Source organism: Gordonia sp. B8661-1, from assembly GCF_059427765.1.
The window spans coordinates 1-18,040 of the sequence record NZ_JCAHRL010000003.1; the positions used below are offsets into that span (position 1 = coordinate 1).

The 18,040-nt window shown below is 67.4% G+C and carries 11 protein-coding genes; 8 read left to right on the plus strand and 3 right to left on the minus strand.

Annotation, left to right across the window (positions count from 1 at the left end; all coding sequences use genetic code 11):
• Positions 1-22: 22 nt before the first annotated feature.
• The 5 genes from AC4JJG_RS07515 to AC4JJG_RS07535 all read left to right on the plus strand — a co-directional run bounded on the left by AC4JJG_RS07515 (position 23) and on the right by AC4JJG_RS07535 (position 6,711).
• A complete protein-coding gene (locus AC4JJG_RS07515) occupies positions 23-3,667 on the plus strand; it encodes an amino acid adenylation domain-containing protein (protein ID WP_495405749.1) in 3,645 nt (1,214 codons plus the stop codon).
• A 207-nt stretch (positions 3,668-3,874) separates the two neighbouring features.
• Positions 3,875-4,207, plus strand: coding sequence for a histone-like nucleoid-structuring protein Lsr2 (locus AC4JJG_RS07520; RefSeq protein ID WP_495402053.1), 333 nt, complete (start codon positions 3,875-3,877; stop codon positions 4,205-4,207).
• A gap of 51 nt (positions 4,208-4,258) precedes the next feature.
• Positions 4,259-4,918 (plus strand): HNH endonuclease family protein, encoded by a 660-nt coding sequence (locus tag AC4JJG_RS07525; protein ID WP_495402052.1) that lies wholly within the window; start codon positions 4,259-4,261, stop codon positions 4,916-4,918.
• 54 nt (positions 4,919-4,972) lie between these two features.
• Positions 4,973-5,176 (plus strand): hypothetical protein, encoded by a 204-nt coding sequence (locus AC4JJG_RS07530; protein WP_495402051.1) that lies wholly within the window; start codon positions 4,973-4,975, stop codon positions 5,174-5,176.
• Positions 5,173-6,711 (plus strand): DUF7782 domain-containing protein, encoded by a 1,539-nt coding sequence (locus AC4JJG_RS07535; RefSeq protein ID WP_495402050.1) that lies wholly within the window; start codon positions 5,173-5,175, stop codon positions 6,709-6,711. The genes AC4JJG_RS07530 and AC4JJG_RS07535 overlap by 4 nt, the downstream gene beginning before the upstream one ends.
• A gap of 231 nt (positions 6,712-6,942) precedes the next feature.
• Here AC4JJG_RS07535 and AC4JJG_RS07540 read toward each other — a convergent pair whose 3' ends face one another.
• The 3 genes from AC4JJG_RS07540 to AC4JJG_RS07550 all read right to left on the minus strand — a co-directional run bounded on the left by AC4JJG_RS07540 (position 6,943) and on the right by AC4JJG_RS07550 (position 11,087).
• Positions 6,943-8,142 carry a trans-sulfuration enzyme family protein gene (locus AC4JJG_RS07540; RefSeq protein WP_495402049.1) on the minus strand — a complete coding sequence of 400 codons (1,200 nt, stop codon included), beginning with the start codon at positions 8,140-8,142 and terminating at the stop codon, positions 6,943-6,945.
• Complete coding sequence (gene opgC, locus AC4JJG_RS07545; RefSeq protein WP_495402048.1) at positions 8,139-9,260, minus strand: OpgC domain-containing protein; 1,122 nt, start codon at positions 9,258-9,260, stop codon at positions 8,139-8,141. Before opgC ends, AC4JJG_RS07540 begins: the two co-directional genes overlap by 4 nt.
• A 93-nt stretch (positions 9,261-9,353) precedes the next feature.
• Entirely contained in the window at positions 9,354-11,087 is a 1,734-nt protein-coding gene (locus AC4JJG_RS07550) for an AMP-dependent synthetase/ligase (RefSeq protein WP_495402061.1), read from the minus strand.
• A 291-nt stretch (positions 11,088-11,378) separates the two neighbouring features.
• Between AC4JJG_RS07550 and AC4JJG_RS07555 the strand changes: the two genes are divergently transcribed.
• The 3 genes from AC4JJG_RS07555 (at position 11,379) to AC4JJG_RS07565 (ending at position 18,008) form a co-directional block, all read left to right on the plus strand.
• Positions 11,379-13,133 (plus strand): DEAD/DEAH box helicase, encoded by a 1,755-nt coding sequence (locus AC4JJG_RS07555; protein WP_495402047.1) that lies wholly within the window; start codon positions 11,379-11,381, stop codon positions 13,131-13,133.
• A 184-nt stretch (positions 13,134-13,317) separates the two neighbouring features.
• The gene (locus AC4JJG_RS07560) at positions 13,318-13,650 is read left to right on the plus strand and encodes a rhodanese-like domain-containing protein (protein ID WP_495402060.1); all 333 of its coding nucleotides are present in this window, start codon (positions 13,318-13,320) and stop codon (positions 13,648-13,650) included.
• A gap of 104 nt (positions 13,651-13,754) precedes the next feature.
• Positions 13,755-18,008, plus strand: coding sequence for a PDDEXK-like endonuclease domain-containing protein (locus AC4JJG_RS07565; protein ID WP_495402046.1), 4,254 nt, complete (start codon positions 13,755-13,757; stop codon positions 18,006-18,008).
• Positions 18,009-18,040 lie beyond the last annotated feature (32 nt).

An 18,040-nucleotide genomic window follows, 5' to 3' on the forward strand; every position in this document is an offset into this window, starting at 1 on the left:
GTTGTTTCAGGTGTTGGTGGCGATGCAGGATTCCTCGGGTCGTGGTGTGGCCGTTGATCTTCCGGGAGCGGAGGTCACGATGCACACCCTTCCGGCCGATACCGCGAAGTTCGACCTGTCCTTCGCCTTTGCCGAAGACCTGGGGGACGGTTCCGAGGCCGGTGGCCTCGACATCTCCGTCGAGTACGCGACGGATCTCTTCGACGAATCCACCGTGTCCGGCCTGGTACGCCGACTGACGTCGGTGCTCCGGCAGGTCGTGGCGGCGCCGGAGACACGCGTGTCGGAACTGACGCTGATCGACGAGACCGAACGCCGGATGCTCGAATCCTGGGGCCGGACCTCGGCGACCGCCGACATCGAGCCGCTCCGCCTGCCGGACATCCTGGCCGCCGCGGTCGCCTCCGCACCCGGCCGGACGGCGATCACCTGCGACGCGGGGGACATCACCTACCGGGAACTCGATGACGACTCGGACCGGTTGGGGCGCACGCTCATCGAGCTGGGGGTCGGACCGGAATCGGTCGTCGGGGTCTGCATGACGCGCTCGGCGGCATGGGTCACCGCGATCGTCGCGATCACGAAGGCGGGCGGCGCCTACCTGCCGATCACGCCCGACCATCCGGCCGACCGACGTCAGCGGATCGTCGCCGACGCGGAACCGCGGGTCATTCTCACCACAGCGGCCGACGCTCACGCGGTCCCCGACGCCGACGCGACCGATCACGGCGACGCCGGTATCTCGGCCGCCCCTCACACGATCGTCATCGACGACCCGGATCGCGACCTGGCGTGGCGCGACCAACCCGCCACGCCGATCACCGACGCGGAACGCACCGCACCACTGGCGCTGGATCATCCCGCGTATCTGATCTACACATCGGGCACCACCGGACTGCCGAAAGGCGTGGCCGTCACACACGCCGGTCTCTCCGCCCTCGTCGCCGCGCAGGCCGAGCGCTGGGGGGTGACGGCCGGTTCCCGTGTACTCAGCTGGGCGAGTACCGGATTCGACGCCGCGATCTTCGAGGTCCTGGCCGCACTCGGCGCCGGTGCGGCCCTGGCCATTCCCTCGACGGCCGAGGTCTCCGAACGTGATTGGACCGGTGCCGTCAACCGCCTGCGCGTTACGCACTCCTTCGTGCTGCCGAGCGTGCTGGACCTGATGGAACCGGATCACCTGAGCACGGACGTTGCGGTGATGGTGGGGGCCGAGCAGTGCAGCAGTCGATTGCTGTCCCGATGGGCGCCCGGGCGCCGGATGGTCAACGGATACGGGCCGACGGAATGCACCATCGGCGTCACCTTCTCCGAGCCGCTCACGGCCGCGGGGCCGATGGCATTGGGCGCGCCGATCGACGGTGCGAGCGTGGTGGTGCTCGACGATCATCTGCAGCCGGTACCGGTCGGGGTGCCTGGAGAACTGTACGTGGGCGGCAGGTTGCTGGCCCGAGGCTATTGGCGTCGGCCGGACCTGACGGCGGGTCGGTTCGTGGCGTCGCCCTTCGGCACCGGCGCACGGCTCTACCGCGCGGGTGACGTCGTCCGATGGCTGAGGGACGGCACGATGGAGTTCGTCGGTCGCGCCGACGACCAGGTGAAGATCCGCGGATACCGGGTCGAGCCCGGGGAAGTGGAATCCGTGGTGCGAGCCCACCCCGCTGTCGTGTCCGGGCTGATTCGGCCGGTGGAGACCGCCGGGAGCGTGCGGCTCGTCGGCTACGTCATCGTCGACCGGGCGGCGATCGCCGCGGACCGGGCCGGCGATGTCGGTACAGCGGACGGGGACACAACGGCCGGGGACACAACGGATCTCGAGATCTCGGCATCGTTGCGGGAGTGGGTCGCCCGCCGGTTGCCCGAGTTCATGGTGCCGTCGCTGTTCGTCGTCGTCGACCGGTTCCCGGTGCTGCCGAACGGCAAGATCGACCGGTCGGCGCTCCCGTCGCCGGACTTCACCGTGGCGTCGACCTCCGAGGGGCCGAGGAGCCCGAACGAGGAGATGTTGTGCCAGGTATTCGCCGAGGTACTCGGCGTGCACGGGGTCGGCGTACACGACTCGTTCTTCGATCTCGGCGGAGACAGCATCCTGTCCGTCAAACTCGTCGGTACCGCTGCACGACACGGTCTGCGGATCACCTCGGCCGATGTCTTCGCCCATCAGACCGTTGCCGGATTGGCCCGGTGCGCAGTGTCGATCACCGCGGCCGACCCGGTGGTCGTCGATGCGGCCGGGCCGACCCGCGGCACCCCGATCGTGCGGTGGTACTCCGGTCACCGGGACCACGACGACCGCTTCGCGCAGGCGGTGATGCTGCGCATCGCCGACGATGCGATCGGTACCGCCGAACTGGCGAGGGCATTGTCCGGAGTTGTCGCGTGCCAACCGATTCTGCGGGCGCGGCTCGTCGAGAAAGTGTTGCACATACCGGACGACGGGATGCCGGCGTTCGCGGTGGAGTCCGTGTGGATCGACGGGGAGCCACTGAGCGCGATGCGCCGGCACGCACGAACGATGCACGCGCGCATCGACCCGGGCGCGGGCCGGATGTGTGCCGCGGTCGTTTTCGAAGGGCCCGAACTCGATTGCCGACGACTGCTGCTGATCGCCCACCATGTGGTGGTCGACGCCGTGTCCTGGCGAATACTCCTGGGCGACATGGCTCGCCGGTTACAGGAACCCGACCGTGATCCGGAACCGGGCGACGCCTCGTATCGCGGGTGGGTGGATTATCTCGAACACCTCGCGGACACGCTCGATGTCGATGTGCCGTACTGGACGTCGATCGCCGGCCGTGTGCGCGCGGCGGGGCCGATGATGCCCGAGACCGCCGGTTCACGCCGTTCCGCCGACAGACTGGTCGATGCCGACAGGAGCCGACACCTGCTCTCGACCGTGCCGTCGATGGCATCGATGACGGCCAACGACGTGATCGCCACCGCCGTCGCGGCGGGCCTGGCGCACTGGTGCCGGCGCGACCTCGGTCAGGACGTGCAGACCGTGGCCTTCGACATCGAGGGCCATGGACGTGACGCGTCGGAGGTCGCGCGACCGGTGGCGTCGATGCGACGCGCGCCCGACGTGAGCGGCACCATCGGCTGGTTCACCACAGTCCGGCCCATCGTCTGTGCCACAAGTGAATTCGATGACGTCGGTGCGGCGCATCGAACAGTCCAACGGTGGCTGCATCACACCAAGGCGGCGCTCCGTGAATGTCCTGACGGTGGCCTCGGCTTCGGGATGGCGCGGCACCTGAACCCTACGACTGCGGACCTGCTCGCCGACTACCGTTCGCCCACAGTCGGACTCAACTTCCTCGGCCGTCTCACCGAGATCGATGAGTCGGCCGGATGGGGGAGCGCGCCGGAGGCGGGGGTGATACTGCCGGAGATCTCGGGAACGGACGCACGGTGGTCGCATCCCGTGGAGATCGCGATGGCGACCGTGCTCGTCGACGGCACCGAGTGTCTCCGGATCTCGGTCGACGGAGGTTCCGGCTCCGCCGACGACGCGATGGACGATCTGATGGAATCGATCTGTGCCGCGATCGACACGCTGGCGGATGCGGCACGTACGGGTGAGCGCTTCTCGTCGACACCGGACGATCACCCATTGATCTCCATCACACAGGAGGAAATAGCCGATATCGAGGCGATGTTCCGGTGACGGTCACGTGCGCGGGCAATCGATGCCGTGACAGGGCGACGTGCCGGCCAGCGAAAGGGCAGGCCCACCGAACTCGCTGGCCGGAGCGATATCGGTATTTCCCGTTTAGCGGAGGCGAGATGACCGCCCTTTCATCCTTTCGTACGAATCGCTGCTAGAGTCGCCTTTGACGTGATGTGCAAGGATTTACGAAAGCAGGGACGGTAAATGGCAAAGCAGACGGTCGTTCAGTATGTCGATGATCTGGACGGCAAGGAACTGACGGATCCGGTCACCGTCCGATATGCACTCGACGGCAAGTCGTATGAGTTCGACACCTCGGCCGCGCATGCCAAAGAATTCCACAAGATGCTCGACAAATACCTCGCGGTTTCGCGCCGGTCGGGCGTTGTGAAGTCACGGCTCTCGGCCGGTTCGGGTCGCCAGTCCAAAGAGCAGACCCAGGCGATTCGGGAATGGGCGCGGAAGAACGGCTACGACGTGAGTGATCGTGGCCGGATCCCGCTGTCCATCATGGAAGCGTTCGACTCCGCTCACTGACCGATCGGTGGGGGCGGACTCGCTCGCGGATGATGTGAGTTGGATATGCGCGTGAAGGCAGCCGTGGCAGCGCTGCTCGTGACGGCAGGACTGACCGGCACAGTCGCGTCGGTGCCGGAATCCGTTGCCGCTCCCCGTGCCGACGCTGTGGAGCGGACCCGCGCGGCTCTCGACGATCTGACCGTCCGGGGCAGGGCCCCGAAAACGGGTTATCAGCGCCGGATGTTCGGCACGGCATGGTCCGATGACGTCGCCGTGCCCGGCGGTCGTAACGGTTGCCGTACCCGCGACGATATTCTTCGGCGCGATTTGACGATGATCACGCTGCGCCCCAACGGATGCACGGTGCTCTCCGGGGTTTTGAACGATCCGTACACCGGTACGTCGACGCCGTTCGTCCGAGGCGAGCGAACTTCTGCCGCGGTACAGATCGATCATGTCGTGGCGCTGGCGGACGCCTGGCAGAAGGGCGCTCAGCAGTGGCCGGCGGACAAGCGACGCGATTTCGCGAACGACCCGCGTAATCTGCAAGCGGTGCATGCCTGGGTCAATCAGCGCAAAGGGGCGGGCGACGCGGCGACATGGCTGCCGCCCAATAAGAGATACCGGTGCACCTATGTGTCGCGGCAGATCGACGTCAAACATCGGTACGGGGTGTCGGTGACGCCCGCGGAGAAGGCGGCGATGATCCGGATTCTCGCCGGCTGCTGATCGGGAAGGTCAACCAAGGTTGACGCCTCCGTCATCCCGGGGCATGCTGGAGCCATGCGAACAGCACTCGACGGCGACGGTGACGAGACACCCGTGGAACAACTCGCGCGGGTGGCCTCCGCGCGCCGCGACCTGGCCCGTGACGAAGAGGTCGCGGTCCGGCGAGCGCGGCTGGCCGGGCTGTCGTGGGCGGAGATCGGTACGCTACTCGGGGTGTCCAAGCAGGCCATGCACAAGAAATACCGAAAGGTCGGGTGAGTCCGATCCATCCGCTCTCCGATCCCCTCGTCATCGATGCCCTCGGAGCCGACCTTCGCGCGGCGGGCTACACCACCGACGGCGTCGCGACCCTTCTGGGTGAGGAGGCGAACGACGCTCTGGGACGCGGTATCTGGTGGCCTGCCCTGCGGGCGACCCGGCGCGTCGAGTCGGACGCCGCCGGGCTCGCGACGATCATCCGTCTCTTCCTTCTCGGTTCCGACGAATCCGATGACGATGTGGCACAAGCCTTTCCGGCCTCCGGTCGCGACGCTCTCCTGGCGCAGGGGGTCCTCGAGGTGGCCGACGGCGGTTCCGGTCTGCGGGCCGCCCTCGACATCCGGCCACACGCCGACGATGCCGGGGACTATCTGATCGTCTCCGACCAGGACGCGGTCATGCGTGCCGAGCCGGTGCGGCGCGACCACGTCCTCGGCATCGGGGGAGCGTCGGTGTCGTTGGCACGCGCGATCATCCGGCAGCCGGTGACCCGCGCGCTGGACATCGGCACCGGCTGCGGCATCCAGGCCGTACACATGGCCGCCCACTGCGACGAGATCGTCGCCACCGACACCAACGAACGGGCCCTCGCGCTCGCGGCGGCGACGGCACGACTCAACGGTATGTCGTGGGATCTGCGTGCGGGCAGTCTGCTCGAACCGGTCGCCGGCGAACGTTTCGACCTCATCGTGTCGAATCCGCCGTTCGTCGTCGGGGCCGGGGAGCAGGATTACATCTACCGTGACTCCGGCATGAGCGGTGACGCGATCTGTGCGGAACTGATCCGGAGTCTGCCCGATCATCTGAATCCCGGTGGCACGGCGCAACTTCTGGCCAACTGGATCGTCCACGAGGATGTGGACTGGCGGGAGCGTGTACGAGGCTGGATCGAGGGGACCGGGCTCGACGCATGGGTGGTGCAGCGCGAACTGGCCGACCCCATCAGCTATATCTCGCTGTGGTTGTCCGACGCCGGGGAATCCGCCGAGAGCGTGGCCGATCGCGGTGCGGCGTGGCTCGACTGGTTCACCGAGCAGCGCATCACCGGCATCGGGATGGGGACCATCATCCTCCGTAAACGTGCCGACGGTGACACCGGGGAACCGGATCAGGTGATCGAGGAGATCACCGGGGCGGGTGAGGAGATCACCGGGCCGGAGGCCGAGGCCTTCCTGGCGCGCCGCGCCTACCTCCGGGCGATATCCGACGACGCGCTGCTGTCCGCGCGATTGCGGACTGCACCGGTTTTTCTCGACGAACAATCACTCCCCGGAGACGAAGGGTGGCAACAGGTGTCGTCCGCCGTCCGACGGCCCGGCGGACCGGGTGCGGTGCTCGGCGTCGACGAGGTGTCCCGGGCGCTGCTGGCCGGTTGCCGCGGGGTCGTCCCCCTCGGTGCGCTGATCGAGCTGCTCGCGGATTTTCACGGCGTGGAGTCCGATGCTCTCGCGCAGGCGGCACTTCCCGTGGTGCGCGAGGCCATCGAACGCGGGATCCTCTACGAAGCACGCGACGAGCAAGAGCGCGGCGGGTGATTTCGATACGCCGACTCGCTGCGCTCGCCGGCTACTCAATCAGCGGTGGGCCGACCGGACTCGCCGGCTACTCGATCAGCGGTGGGCCGGCTGGACTCGCCGGCTACTCGATCAGCGGTGGGCCGGCTGGACTCGCCGGCTACTCAATCACCGGCCTCCCGCTGATCGAGTAGCTCGAGGCGCCAGCCGAGGCCGTATCGAGATCCCATGTTCCACAGTCGATCTGAGTGATCAGAAAGTGGCATCGAGGGCGTTGCGGAGGTCGGCCTCGAGATCGTCGGGGTCCTCGAGGCCGACGGAGAAGCGGAGATGCCCCCAGCGACGGAAGTCGTCCGGATAGGCCGCCACGCGCGGGCCGTCGGTGCCGACATGCACGATGAGCGACTCGTCGTGCCCGAGGGATACGGCGGACGTGATCAGGCCGAGATTCGAGACGAACCGATTCTGGTCGTCGGGTGTACCGCGTACCGCGAATGCCATCATGGCGCCGAAGCCGCGTGAGCCGAACTGCCGTGCGGCCACGTCGTGTTGGGGATGCGAGGCCAGGCCGGGATAGGCGACGTAGGCGACCCGATCATCGGCGGACAGGACGTCGGCGAGTCGCCGAGCGGTACTCTGGTGCTGGGCGAAACGTAGTGGCAGAGTGACCGATCCACGTGCGATGAGCCAGGCGTTGAACGGGGAGATGGCTCCGCCGACATCGACCATGGCCTCCGCGCGGATCGGGTCGATCAGTTCGCGTCGCCCGATCACCGCGCCGCCCATCGCATCCCCGTGCCCGTTGATGAATTTCGTCAGCGAATGCACGACCAGGTCGGCGCCGGCGTCCAGCGGCCGGTAGAGGGGTGGCGGAGTGAACGTGGAGTCGACCATCAGCAGTGCCCCGCCCTCGTGGGCGATCCCGGCGAGCACGGGGACGTCGGCGATCTTGGTCGTCGGATTCGCGATCACCTCGGTGATCACCAGGCGGGTGTTCGGGCGCATCGCGGCCCGCACGGCGTCGGGATCGGTCACGTCGACGAACGTCGCCTCGATGCCGTATTTGCGCGGCAGCAGCGACGACCAGAGCTTCCAGGTGGCCTCGTATGTGGTGTCGGAGACCACGACGTGGTCTCCCGTAGCGACATGGGTGAAGAAGACCGAGTGCAGTGCCGCGACGCCGGTGGCCAGTACGACGGCTTCCTCTCCGTGTTCGAGGGCGGCCAATTTGTTCTGCAGCGCAACCTGATTCGCCCCGGAGTTGCGGGTGTAGAAGAACCGGTCGGTGCCCGACCAGTCCAGCGTCGACGGATCGTCGGGCAGGCGATACGAGTTCGCCATGGTGATGGGGGTGCGGATGGCGCCCTCCGCGGACTCGGAGTTCCCGCCGTGCACACACAGGCTGTGGTCGCCGAGCGTGTGCGGGTCGTGGCGGCGCGGAGAGTTCGTCATCGGGTCGCTCCCATCGGTTCCGTGGCGCGTCCTGGCCATCGTTGCAGCGCGAGTTCGGGGAGTCTGTGCAGTTTGTCGACCTGCCAGGCGCGCCGGAATTCGGCCCAGGCCCAACATAGTCCGAACACCAGGAGCACCACCGCGGTGGCGGTCAGGTCGTCCCAGGGGCGGTGTGCCACATGGATCGGCACCAGCACCAGGGCGATCGCCTGGATCACGTAGGAGTCCAGGCTCCGGGTGCCGGTCATCACCAACGGTCGCAACCAATCCCGGTGCCATCGATGCAACAGCCACCGGAAGATGCCGTAGATCGCCGGGATGGCGAGCCAGGCGCCGACGGCGCGGGCGAATCGGAACTCGAGTTTGTCGGCGATGGCGGATTCGTGGTCCACCCATGGTCCGGTGTCGACGCCGAAGTGCATCACCAGCGCCCACGCCACCGCGACCGCGATCACCAGTGGCAACCATCGGTCGATCAGCCGGGGGATCTGCCAGTCGCGCCATTTCCAGCCGACGACCACCGCCGGGACGAACATGACCTGCCATGCCGCCCAGTTCTGGATCTCCGGCGCGGCCATATAGGCGCGCAGGTAGAACCACTGCGGTGTCCAGACCTGCGAGATCGCGTACAGCACAACCGATGCCGCGAGCACCGGTGCCCACATCCCGCGCATCAACAGGGGGAACAGCACAAAGGCCGACGCCATGAGGACGAGATAGAGCAGCAGGATGTTGCCACCACTGGGGAGGTACTGCATGGTCACGGCCAGCCACAGACCGTCGGACCAGCCGTCCACGGGGAGCAACAGCGTGAGCCACCGGTGGCCGGCGAGAGCGGCGGCCACCGCGACGACCGCGATCGCGAGCTGGCAGAGATAGAGCACCACGATGCGCTTCGCGAGTCGCCGGTACGCGTAGCCCAGCGACTCGCGGTCGATCCAACGGCTGTACACGATCCCCAGCACCAGCCCGGACAGCAGCACGAAGGCGGACATACCGTCCACGTACGGGTAGGCATGGGTGGGTGCGGCGACGCGCAGCCCCGTGGCGAAATGTGCGGTGATCATGCTCCAGATCGCGAGGCCACGGGTCGCATCGATGGCGAGATCCCGGTTCATCGACACGTCAGCCTAAGCGCGCGCCGACTCGTTCCCAAGTCGGCGCGCGCCCGAACCGATGTGATCAGGCCCGCGCTCGACGGACCGCGACGATCACGTGTACAGATCGGCGATGGCCTGCTTGTGCGCGTCGTGGATGACGGCCCGCTTGAGCTTCAGCGTCGGCGTCAGCTCTCCGGTCTCGATGGTGAAATCGGTGTCCAGAATCACGAACTTCTTGATGGCCTCGGCGTTGGAGACCTTCGCGTTGGCGTCCTTCACCACGGCATCGACCTCGGCGAAGATCTTGTCGTTCGTCGCGAGGTCGGCGAGCGAGGTGTCGGCCGGCAGGTTGTTGCGCTCCAGCCAGCCCGGCAGTGCCTCCGGATCCAGGGTGATGAGCGCGCCGATGAACGGCTTCTGGTCGCCGACCACCAGGCACTGGCTGATCAGCGGATGCGCGCGGATGGTGTCCTCGAGCTGGGCGGGGGAGACGTTCTTGCCGCCGGCGGTGACGATAAGTTCCTTCTTGCGGCCGGTGATGAAGAGGTAGCCGTCCTCCAGCTTGCCGATGTCGCCGGTGTGGAACCAGCCGTCGATGATGGATTCGTCGGTGGCCTTGTCGTTCTTCCAGTAGCCGCCGAACACGACCGGTCCCTTGAGCAGGATCTCGCCGTCGTCGGCGATGGCGACCGTGACACCGGGGACGGGGCGCCCGACCGAGCCGACGCGCTGGTCGGTCTCGTTGTTCGCGGTGACCGCTGCGGTGGTCTCGGACAGGCCGTAGCCCTCGTAGACCGGGATGCCGACGCCGCGGAAGAAGTGGCCGAGACGGGCGCCGAGCGGTGCGCCACCGGAGATGGCACCTTCGCACTGACCGCCCAGCGCGGCGCGCAGCTTGCCGTACACCAGCTTGTCGAAGACCGCGTGCTTGAGCTTCAGGCCCAGGCCGATCTTGCCCTCCTCCATGGCCTTCGAATACTCGATCGCGGTGTCCGCGGCCTTGTCGAAGATGTTGCCCTTGCCGCCGTCGTAGGCCTTCTGCTTGGCGGAGTTGTAGACCTTTTCGAAGACGCGCGGCACCGACAGCACGTAATTCGGCTTGAAGACGGCGAGGTCGTCGATCAGGTTCGGGATGTCGTTGGTGTGTCCGAGAACGACGGCGTTCTCGACGCAGCCGACCGCGACGACGCGTGCGAAGACGTGCGCGAGCGGCAGGAACAGCAGCGTCGACTTGCCCTCCTTGAGGCCGGCGCCCACCGCGTCACGGGTGGCGGCGCACTCGGCGGCGAAGTTGGCGTGGGTCAGCACGACGCCCTTGGGGCGGCCGGTGGTGCCGGAGGTATAGATCAGCGTGGCGGCATCGGCGGAGGTCGCGTTGGCGTTGCGCTGGTCGAGGACCTCGTCGCCGACCGAGGCTCCGCGCTTCACGAGCTCCTGGATGCCGCCGTCGTCGATGACGAGCGTCTCGCGGAGTTCCGGCGCCCCGTCGATGACGGACTTGTGGTGTGCGAGGTGGTCGGCGTTCTCGACGATGAGCAGGCGGGTGCCCGAGTCCTCGAGGATCCACTGGACCTGGTCGGGTGCCGAGGTCTCGTAGATGGCGACGGTGGTCGCCCCGGCGCGCCAGACCGCGTAGTCGAGCACGGTCCACTCGTAGCGGGTCGAGGACAGGATTGCGACGCGGTCGCCGGGTTCCACGCCGGAGGCGACAAGACCCTTGGCGACCGTGTCGACCTCGTCGGCGAACTGCCGGGCGGTGACGTTGATCCACTGACCCGCCTGCCGCCTCTTGAACAGCGGCAGTGTCGGCCGCTCCTCGCGATAGCGGAGGACGGTGTCGATCATCGTGGTCTTGTCGTCGATGGAAACGGTCGAAGGGGTGGCGTACTGCTCCAAGGCGGAAGTCTCCTCATGACTACGAACTGGACATAACAGACATGGGACTGCCTATCGAGACGATGCCCCCGTGTTAAGTGGAACCGAGGGTATCAGCAACCGTGGGCGACATCACACGGACGTCGGCAGCCGAGCGGCGCAGGTCAGCCCGATCGGTTGCGGTGGGGTCGGCAGCGCGTGGATTCCTCGGAACGGGCCCTCGGCGTTTAGAGTTGAGGCAATGAACCAGACAGTATGCGCATGAGCGAGGCAGCCGACACCGCCACCGATTCCACCGATGGTCCCGCCACCGTGGGTTTCGATGATCTCGACATCGACGATCGGGTCCGGCAGGCGATCGCGGACGTCGGTTACGAGACGCCGTCCCCCATCCAGGCCGCCACCATTCCGCCCCTGATGGCCGGCCGCGACGTCGTGGGACTCGCGCAGACCGGCACCGGCAAGACCGCGGCATTCGCGATTCCGATCCTGTCCCGGATCGATCCGGCGGTCCGCCGCCCCCAGGCGCTCGTCCTGGCTCCGACGCGTGAGCTCGCACTCCAGGTCGCCGAGGCATTCGGCAGCTACTCGTCGCATATGCCCGATGTCCGGGTGCTGCCGATCTACGGCGGGCAGAGCTACGGCGTGCAGCTCGCGGGTCTGCGCCGGGGTGCGCAGGTCATCGTCGGTACACCCGGACGCGTGATCGATCACCTCGACAAGGGCACCCTCGACATCTCCGAACTCGAGTTCCTCGTCCTCGACGAGGCCGACGAGATGCTGACGATGGGCTTCGCCGAGGACGTGGAGCGGATTCTCGCCGAAACCCCCGATTCCAAGCAGGTCGCGCTGTTCTCCGCGACCATGCCGAGCGCGATCCGGCGGCTGGCGCAGAAGTACCTGAACAAGCCCGAGGAGATCACGGTCAAGTCGAAGACCGCGACCGCCCAGAACATCACGCAGCGCTATCTGCAGGTCTCCCACCAGCGCAAACTGGACGCGCTGACCCGGGTGCTCGAGGTGGAGCCGTTCGACGCGATGATCGTGTTCGTCCGGACGAAATCCGGCACCGAGGAACTCGCGGAGAAGCTGCGGGCCCGCGGGTTCTCGGCCGTGGCCATCAACGGCGACATGGTGCAGGCGCAGCGTGAGCGCACCATCAATCAGCTCAAGAACGGCCAGATCGACATCCTGGTGGCGACCGACGTCGCGGCCCGCGGCCTCGACGTCGACCGCATCTCCCATGTGGTGAACTTCGACATCCCGCACGACACCGAGTCCTATGTCCATCGCATCGGCCGTACCGGTCGCGCCGGACGTTCGGGGAACGCGCTCCTCTTCGTCTCACCGCGGGAGCGTCATCTGCTGCGGGCCATCGAACGGGCCACCCGTACCACGCTGACCGAGATCGGTCTGCCGAGTGTCGACGACGTCAACGCGCAGCGCGTCGCGAAGTTCGCCGACTCGATCACCGAGAACCTCGGGTCCGACAATCTCGCGATGTTCCGGCAACTGGTGGAGAACTACGCGCAGGAGCATGACGTGGCGCTGGCCGACGTCGCGGCCGCGCTCGCCCTGGAAACCCGTGATGGTGGCTTCCTGATGGCACCGGATCCGCCGGAGGGGGAGCGGCGCGAACGCCGGGAGCGGGCGCCACGCAAGTCGGGCGGCTCCTTCACCACCTATCGCATCGCGGTGGGGCGCAAGCACAAGGTGTCGCCGGGGGCGATCGTCGGCGCCATCGCCAACGAGGGCGGACTCACCCGCGGCGACTTCGGCAACATCAGCATTCGTGACGACTTCTCGCTCGTCGAACTGCCCGAGAATCTCGACAAGGAGACGTTGTCGTCGTTGCGCGACACCAGGATCGGCAAGTATCCGATCGATCTGCGTCGTGACTTCGGGCCGCCGCGCGGACGTGGGGGCGCCAAGCGCAGCGCCCGCGACGGACAGGGCAAGCGCAACGACTCCTGGGGCAAGCGGGGCACGCCGCGGGTCGCCGGTCGTCGGCGCTGACCGTTCCCTCACGCTCTGACCTGTGCTGTTCGATGAACAGTTGCCGTTTCGCGATTGATCCGTAACATTTTGTGGTGGGGGTACGGCGTACACGATGGAGGCGGACGAACACAAATCGTCCGAACGTCCGTGTCCCCCGCAATCACAGGACATCTCGAGACAAGAGGAGCGGGTGAGTCAACCAGTGTCAGTGGTGGATTCGATTTCAGGTGCCGAGGCAATGGCGCGGTGTGCCGACAATCGTGCGGTGATCGTCGATGCGCGCCCGCAGGTCATGCGGCATCAGGGCAGCGTGCCGGGCGCGGTCGTCGTCGAGCCGACCGATGTCCGTTCGCGTTTCACCCCGACCCCGTCCGGAACCTTCCCGGTGATCCGTGACCCGGACACCGAGATTTCCGTCGTGTCCGTGTCCTCACGTGCCGAGGCCATCGCCGAAGAGCTCACCGACCTCGGCTACACCAACGTGCACTACGTCGCGGGTGGCTATCGCGCACTCCGCGGAGCCGAACGCGGCTAGCCACCTCTCATCTGTGATCTGCGATTGGTAGCGTTCCAGAGGTATCCACGCCAGTGAATCCAGCCGACGTCGCCGGAGCAGGCGTACCGAGGAGGGTTGACCGAATGGCGGACACGGAGACCGGATCCCCGGACAGCGGGGACGACCACACCGAAGGCAGCGGCGCGCCGTCCGACGCCGCGCCGTCCGACGTCGTGGTGTCCGGGCGCGCCGATCGGGTGTCACGTCTCCTCGAATTCCTGCGCGAGTTGGTCCGTTCACGATCGGACGTCGTGAACGACGTCGAGCAGCATCCCGGTCTCGTCTGGATCGGCAAGACCGGACGCGTGCCCATGCGCACATCCGCTGCTCCCGGGCAGGTCATCGTGGAGGTGACGCCCGGTGTCGAGGCGTACGACGAGATCGCGCGGCTGGTCGACGACTACGCCGAGAACCCGGAAACGCTGGAACTGGTCGTCGCCAACGCGCTGGTGACGGTCCTGGACGCGGAGAGCGGGGGCGACCCGCTGGTGCGCGAACACCTGGTCTCACAGCACGTGGTCGCCGAACGGGACGAGTCGACCGGTGCCATCCGCATCAGTCTTGGCGCCGGGGCGCCGCCGGTCGCCAACGACACACATTTCCTGGCGCCCATCGAGGGCGTCGACCTGTCGGAGGCGGTCAAGGCGCGCGCCCGCATCCTCGACCTCCCGTCCGTCGTGTCACCGCAAATGAACGAGGTCACCGACGCGTGGAAGCAGCGCGTGGGAGTGGACTCCGATCTCGTCACGCTGCATGTCGAGTACTGGCCCGCGCTCGTGTTGCGCCGGCGCGGGGTGACTGCCGCGCTCGCGTTCTACGACGCCATCATCGCCGAACTCCGGGATACCGATTCCGACGATGTCCCGCTGGGGCTCGCGCAGCTCGTCGAACCCATCGAGGCCGCCGAACGTCTTGCGGCACTGGAACGTTCGAATGCCCTCTCCGCCGACGACCTGGTGCGCGACGCGCTGTATCCGTTGCCGGGCAACGTGGAGCAGCGGGACGTGCTGGCCCAGCTGGGTGCCGACAGCGGTGTGGTCGTCGAGGGGCCTCCGGGCACCGGGAAGACGCACACCATCGCCAACGTGACCGCGGCACTCCTCGCCAAGGGGCAGCGCGTTCTGGTGGTCAGCGAGAAGGCACAGGCCCTGCACGTGGTGCAGGGCATGCTCCCTCCGGAGTTGCGTGATCTCACGGTGTCGATCGCCGATGCGGGCCAGGACGACTTCGACGCGACGGTGTCGGCCGTGTCGGCGATCGCCGGGCGCAAGGCGGCGCACACACCGCGTGTCATCGACGCCGAGATCACCGATCTGCTCGCGAAGCGTGAACAGGCCACCGCCAAACGCGAACGCGTCCTCCTGGAGCTGTGGCGGTCCCGTGAATCCGAGACCGAGGTCCACGAATGGGTCGCGGGCGACTATCGCGGTACCGCCGCCGAGGTGGTGCGGGCGGTCAACGCCGACGCCGACCGCTACTCCTGGCTTCCGGGTCCTCTCGAGGGCGCGCTGCCGCCGCTGGACACCGCGGATTTCGAGCGCATGCTCGAGCTACTGAGATCCACGGGTGGTGCGACGACGCGGATGTCGCAGCGACTGCCGGATCTGGCCGACTATCTGCCGGAGACGAAGGATCTCGAACAGATCTGTGTCCGTATCGCGGCGCGGCCGCATGAGCCGATGGTCGGCAGCGGGTCGCTGCTGTCGATCCTCGACAACGTGGAGAGTCCGCGGCTGGTGCGGATCAAGGAGATCTGTGATCGTCTTGCGGTGACCTCGCATGAGGTGCAGGCCTTTCCGGCGACCGTCGTGGACATGGCGAACCGTCTGCTCGACGGCCAGGCCGGACATCTGTGGAGCCGCGTCACCGGATTGTCGCCGCTGATCGCGGACGCCGCCGAGAAGGACCGTGCGCTCGGGTCCCACCTGGTACTCGTCGACGGGGAACATCCGGGAGACGGGTCGGTGTTCCGGGCGGCGGCCGACCATCTGGCCGAGGGCGGCCGCTGGCGCGGACGGATGTTCCGGTCTCCGCAGCAGCGGGCCGTCGAGGAATCCGGTGTACGCGCGTCCGTGGACGGCCAGGAGGTGAGCGACGAGAGAACGTTGCGTATGGTCGCCGATCACCTGGACGTGCTGGAGGCCGTGCAACGGGTCCAGCGGGTGCTCGCGGATCTGCACGTACCGATCGACGCATCCGGTTCTCGATCGGCGCAGCTTGCCCGGCTCGTCGAACTCGATCAGCAGCTGGCCTGGGTGTCCGAGCTCATCTCCGGCCGTGACCGGCTGGTCCGCGAACTCGAGGCGATCAGTCCGGGAGGGCCACGTCCGCGCAGCGTCACCGAGGTCGCCGAGGTCGCCCAGCAGGCCGGTGCCATCGCCGCGACCAACGACGCGGTGCTCGCCGAACATGAACTGGCCGAATGCGCGTACCGTTTGTCGGCCGAGGTGGACAAGGGGCCGTCGCCCGAGGGGGACGCGCTGGTGGCGGCATTGGCCAACGCCGATGCCGAGACGATCCGGGAGACGCGTCGCCAATGGAACCGGGCCAGGAGCGAGAGCGAGGATCAGGTCGCCCTGGATCTCCTCGCGCTTCGATTGCGTTCCAAGGCACCGGAGTTCTGCGCTCTGCTGTTCGAGACGGCGGACGACCCGGAATGGCCCGCGCGTCTGCGCGACGTCGGCGCCGCGTGGTCGTGGCGCCGGGCGCACACCTGGATCCTCGAGCGCTCCGATCCCGGGCTCGACGCCCGCCTGCAGGCCGAACTCGACGAGCACGAGGCGGATATCGCCCAGCTGACGACGCGGCTGACCGCGGCCCACGCGTGGCGGGCCTGCCTGGAGCGGATGACGGTCGCGCAGGTGCAGGCGTTGCAGTCCTACCGCGACCACATGATCAACCTGGGCAAGGGATCGGGCAAGCACGCCAACAGGTTCCGGGCCGCGGCGCGCGACGCCATGGAGCAGGCGCAGTCGGCGGTGCCGGCGTGGATCATGTCGATCAGCCAGGTGGCCGAGACCGTCGCGCCGGTGCGGGATGCGTTCGACGTGGTGGTCGTCGACGAGGCGAGCCAGGCCGACATCACGAGCGCCTTCCTGCTGTGGCTGGCGCCCCGGGTCATCGTCGTCGGCGACGACCGGCAGTGCGCGCCCAACGGATTATCGGGTACCACGCTCGACGACGCCTTCGCACGTCTCGACTCCCACCTGCCGGATCTGCCGCAGTACCTGCGTGACAGCCTCACCCCGCGTTCGAGCCTGTTCTCGCTGTTGCGCAGCCGATTCGGTCATCTCATCCGGTTGCGTGAGCACTTCCGGTCGATGCCGGAGATCATCGAGTTCTCGTCGCAGCAGTTCTATGCGGGGGCGCCCCTGCAGCCGGTGCGGCAGTACGGCGCCGATCGGCTCCCGCCGCTCCGGTCGACGCATGTGCCCCGCGGCACGGCCACCGGTCAGGGCGCGTCGCTGACCAATGAGGTGGAGGCGGCCGCCATCGTCACGGCGCTCACGACGTGCCTGCGCGACCCCGCGTACGACGGCCTGGACTTCGGTGTGATCGCGCTTCAGGGATCGAAGCAGGTCGACGAGATTACCAAGAAGCTGAAAGCAGCTGTCTCCGAGGATGAGTGGCGTGAACGCCGCATCCGGGTCGGCACGCCGCCGGATTTCCAGGGTGACGAGCGGCACGTGCTGTTCCTGTCGATGGTGGTGTCCGATCCGTCCGCGATCGCGCCGCTGACGCGCGCGGAATCGCAGCGCCGCATCAACGTCGCCGCATCGCGGGCGATGGATCAGATGTGGCTGTTCCATTCGATCGAACTCGATCAGCTCAAACGTGCCGATCTCCGGCACTCGCTGCTCGGCTACATGCAGGCCAACCAGGGACCGCGCAACGCGCCGATGCCGACCGATGTGTCCGATACCGAACGGCAGCAACCGTTCTCGAGTCTGTTCCAGCAGCAGGTCTTCAACCGGCTCGCGGCACGCGGCTACTACGTGGTGCCGTCGATGACGGTGAACAACCGGGTGATCGACCTGGTCGTCACGGGATCGGACGCCCGGATGGCGGTGGAATGCGACGGCGACGCCTTCCGGACCACGGGGGAGCAGGCGCGGTCGGACATGGAACGTGAACGCGAATTGCGGCGCTGCGGCTGGGAATTCTGGCGGGTCCGGGAGTCGGAGTTCGAACTCGATCCCGACGCGGCACTCGAGGGGCTGTGGGAAGCTCTCGACCGGCGCGGGGTGAAACCGGGTTCGGTGACCACGCCGTCGACCGCGGCCGTGATCCGTGCCGGAAAGCGCTGGCAGCCCATCGATCTCGGAGCCGGGGAGTGATCTCGGACGCTCGGCGGCGGTGCATGCGCCGT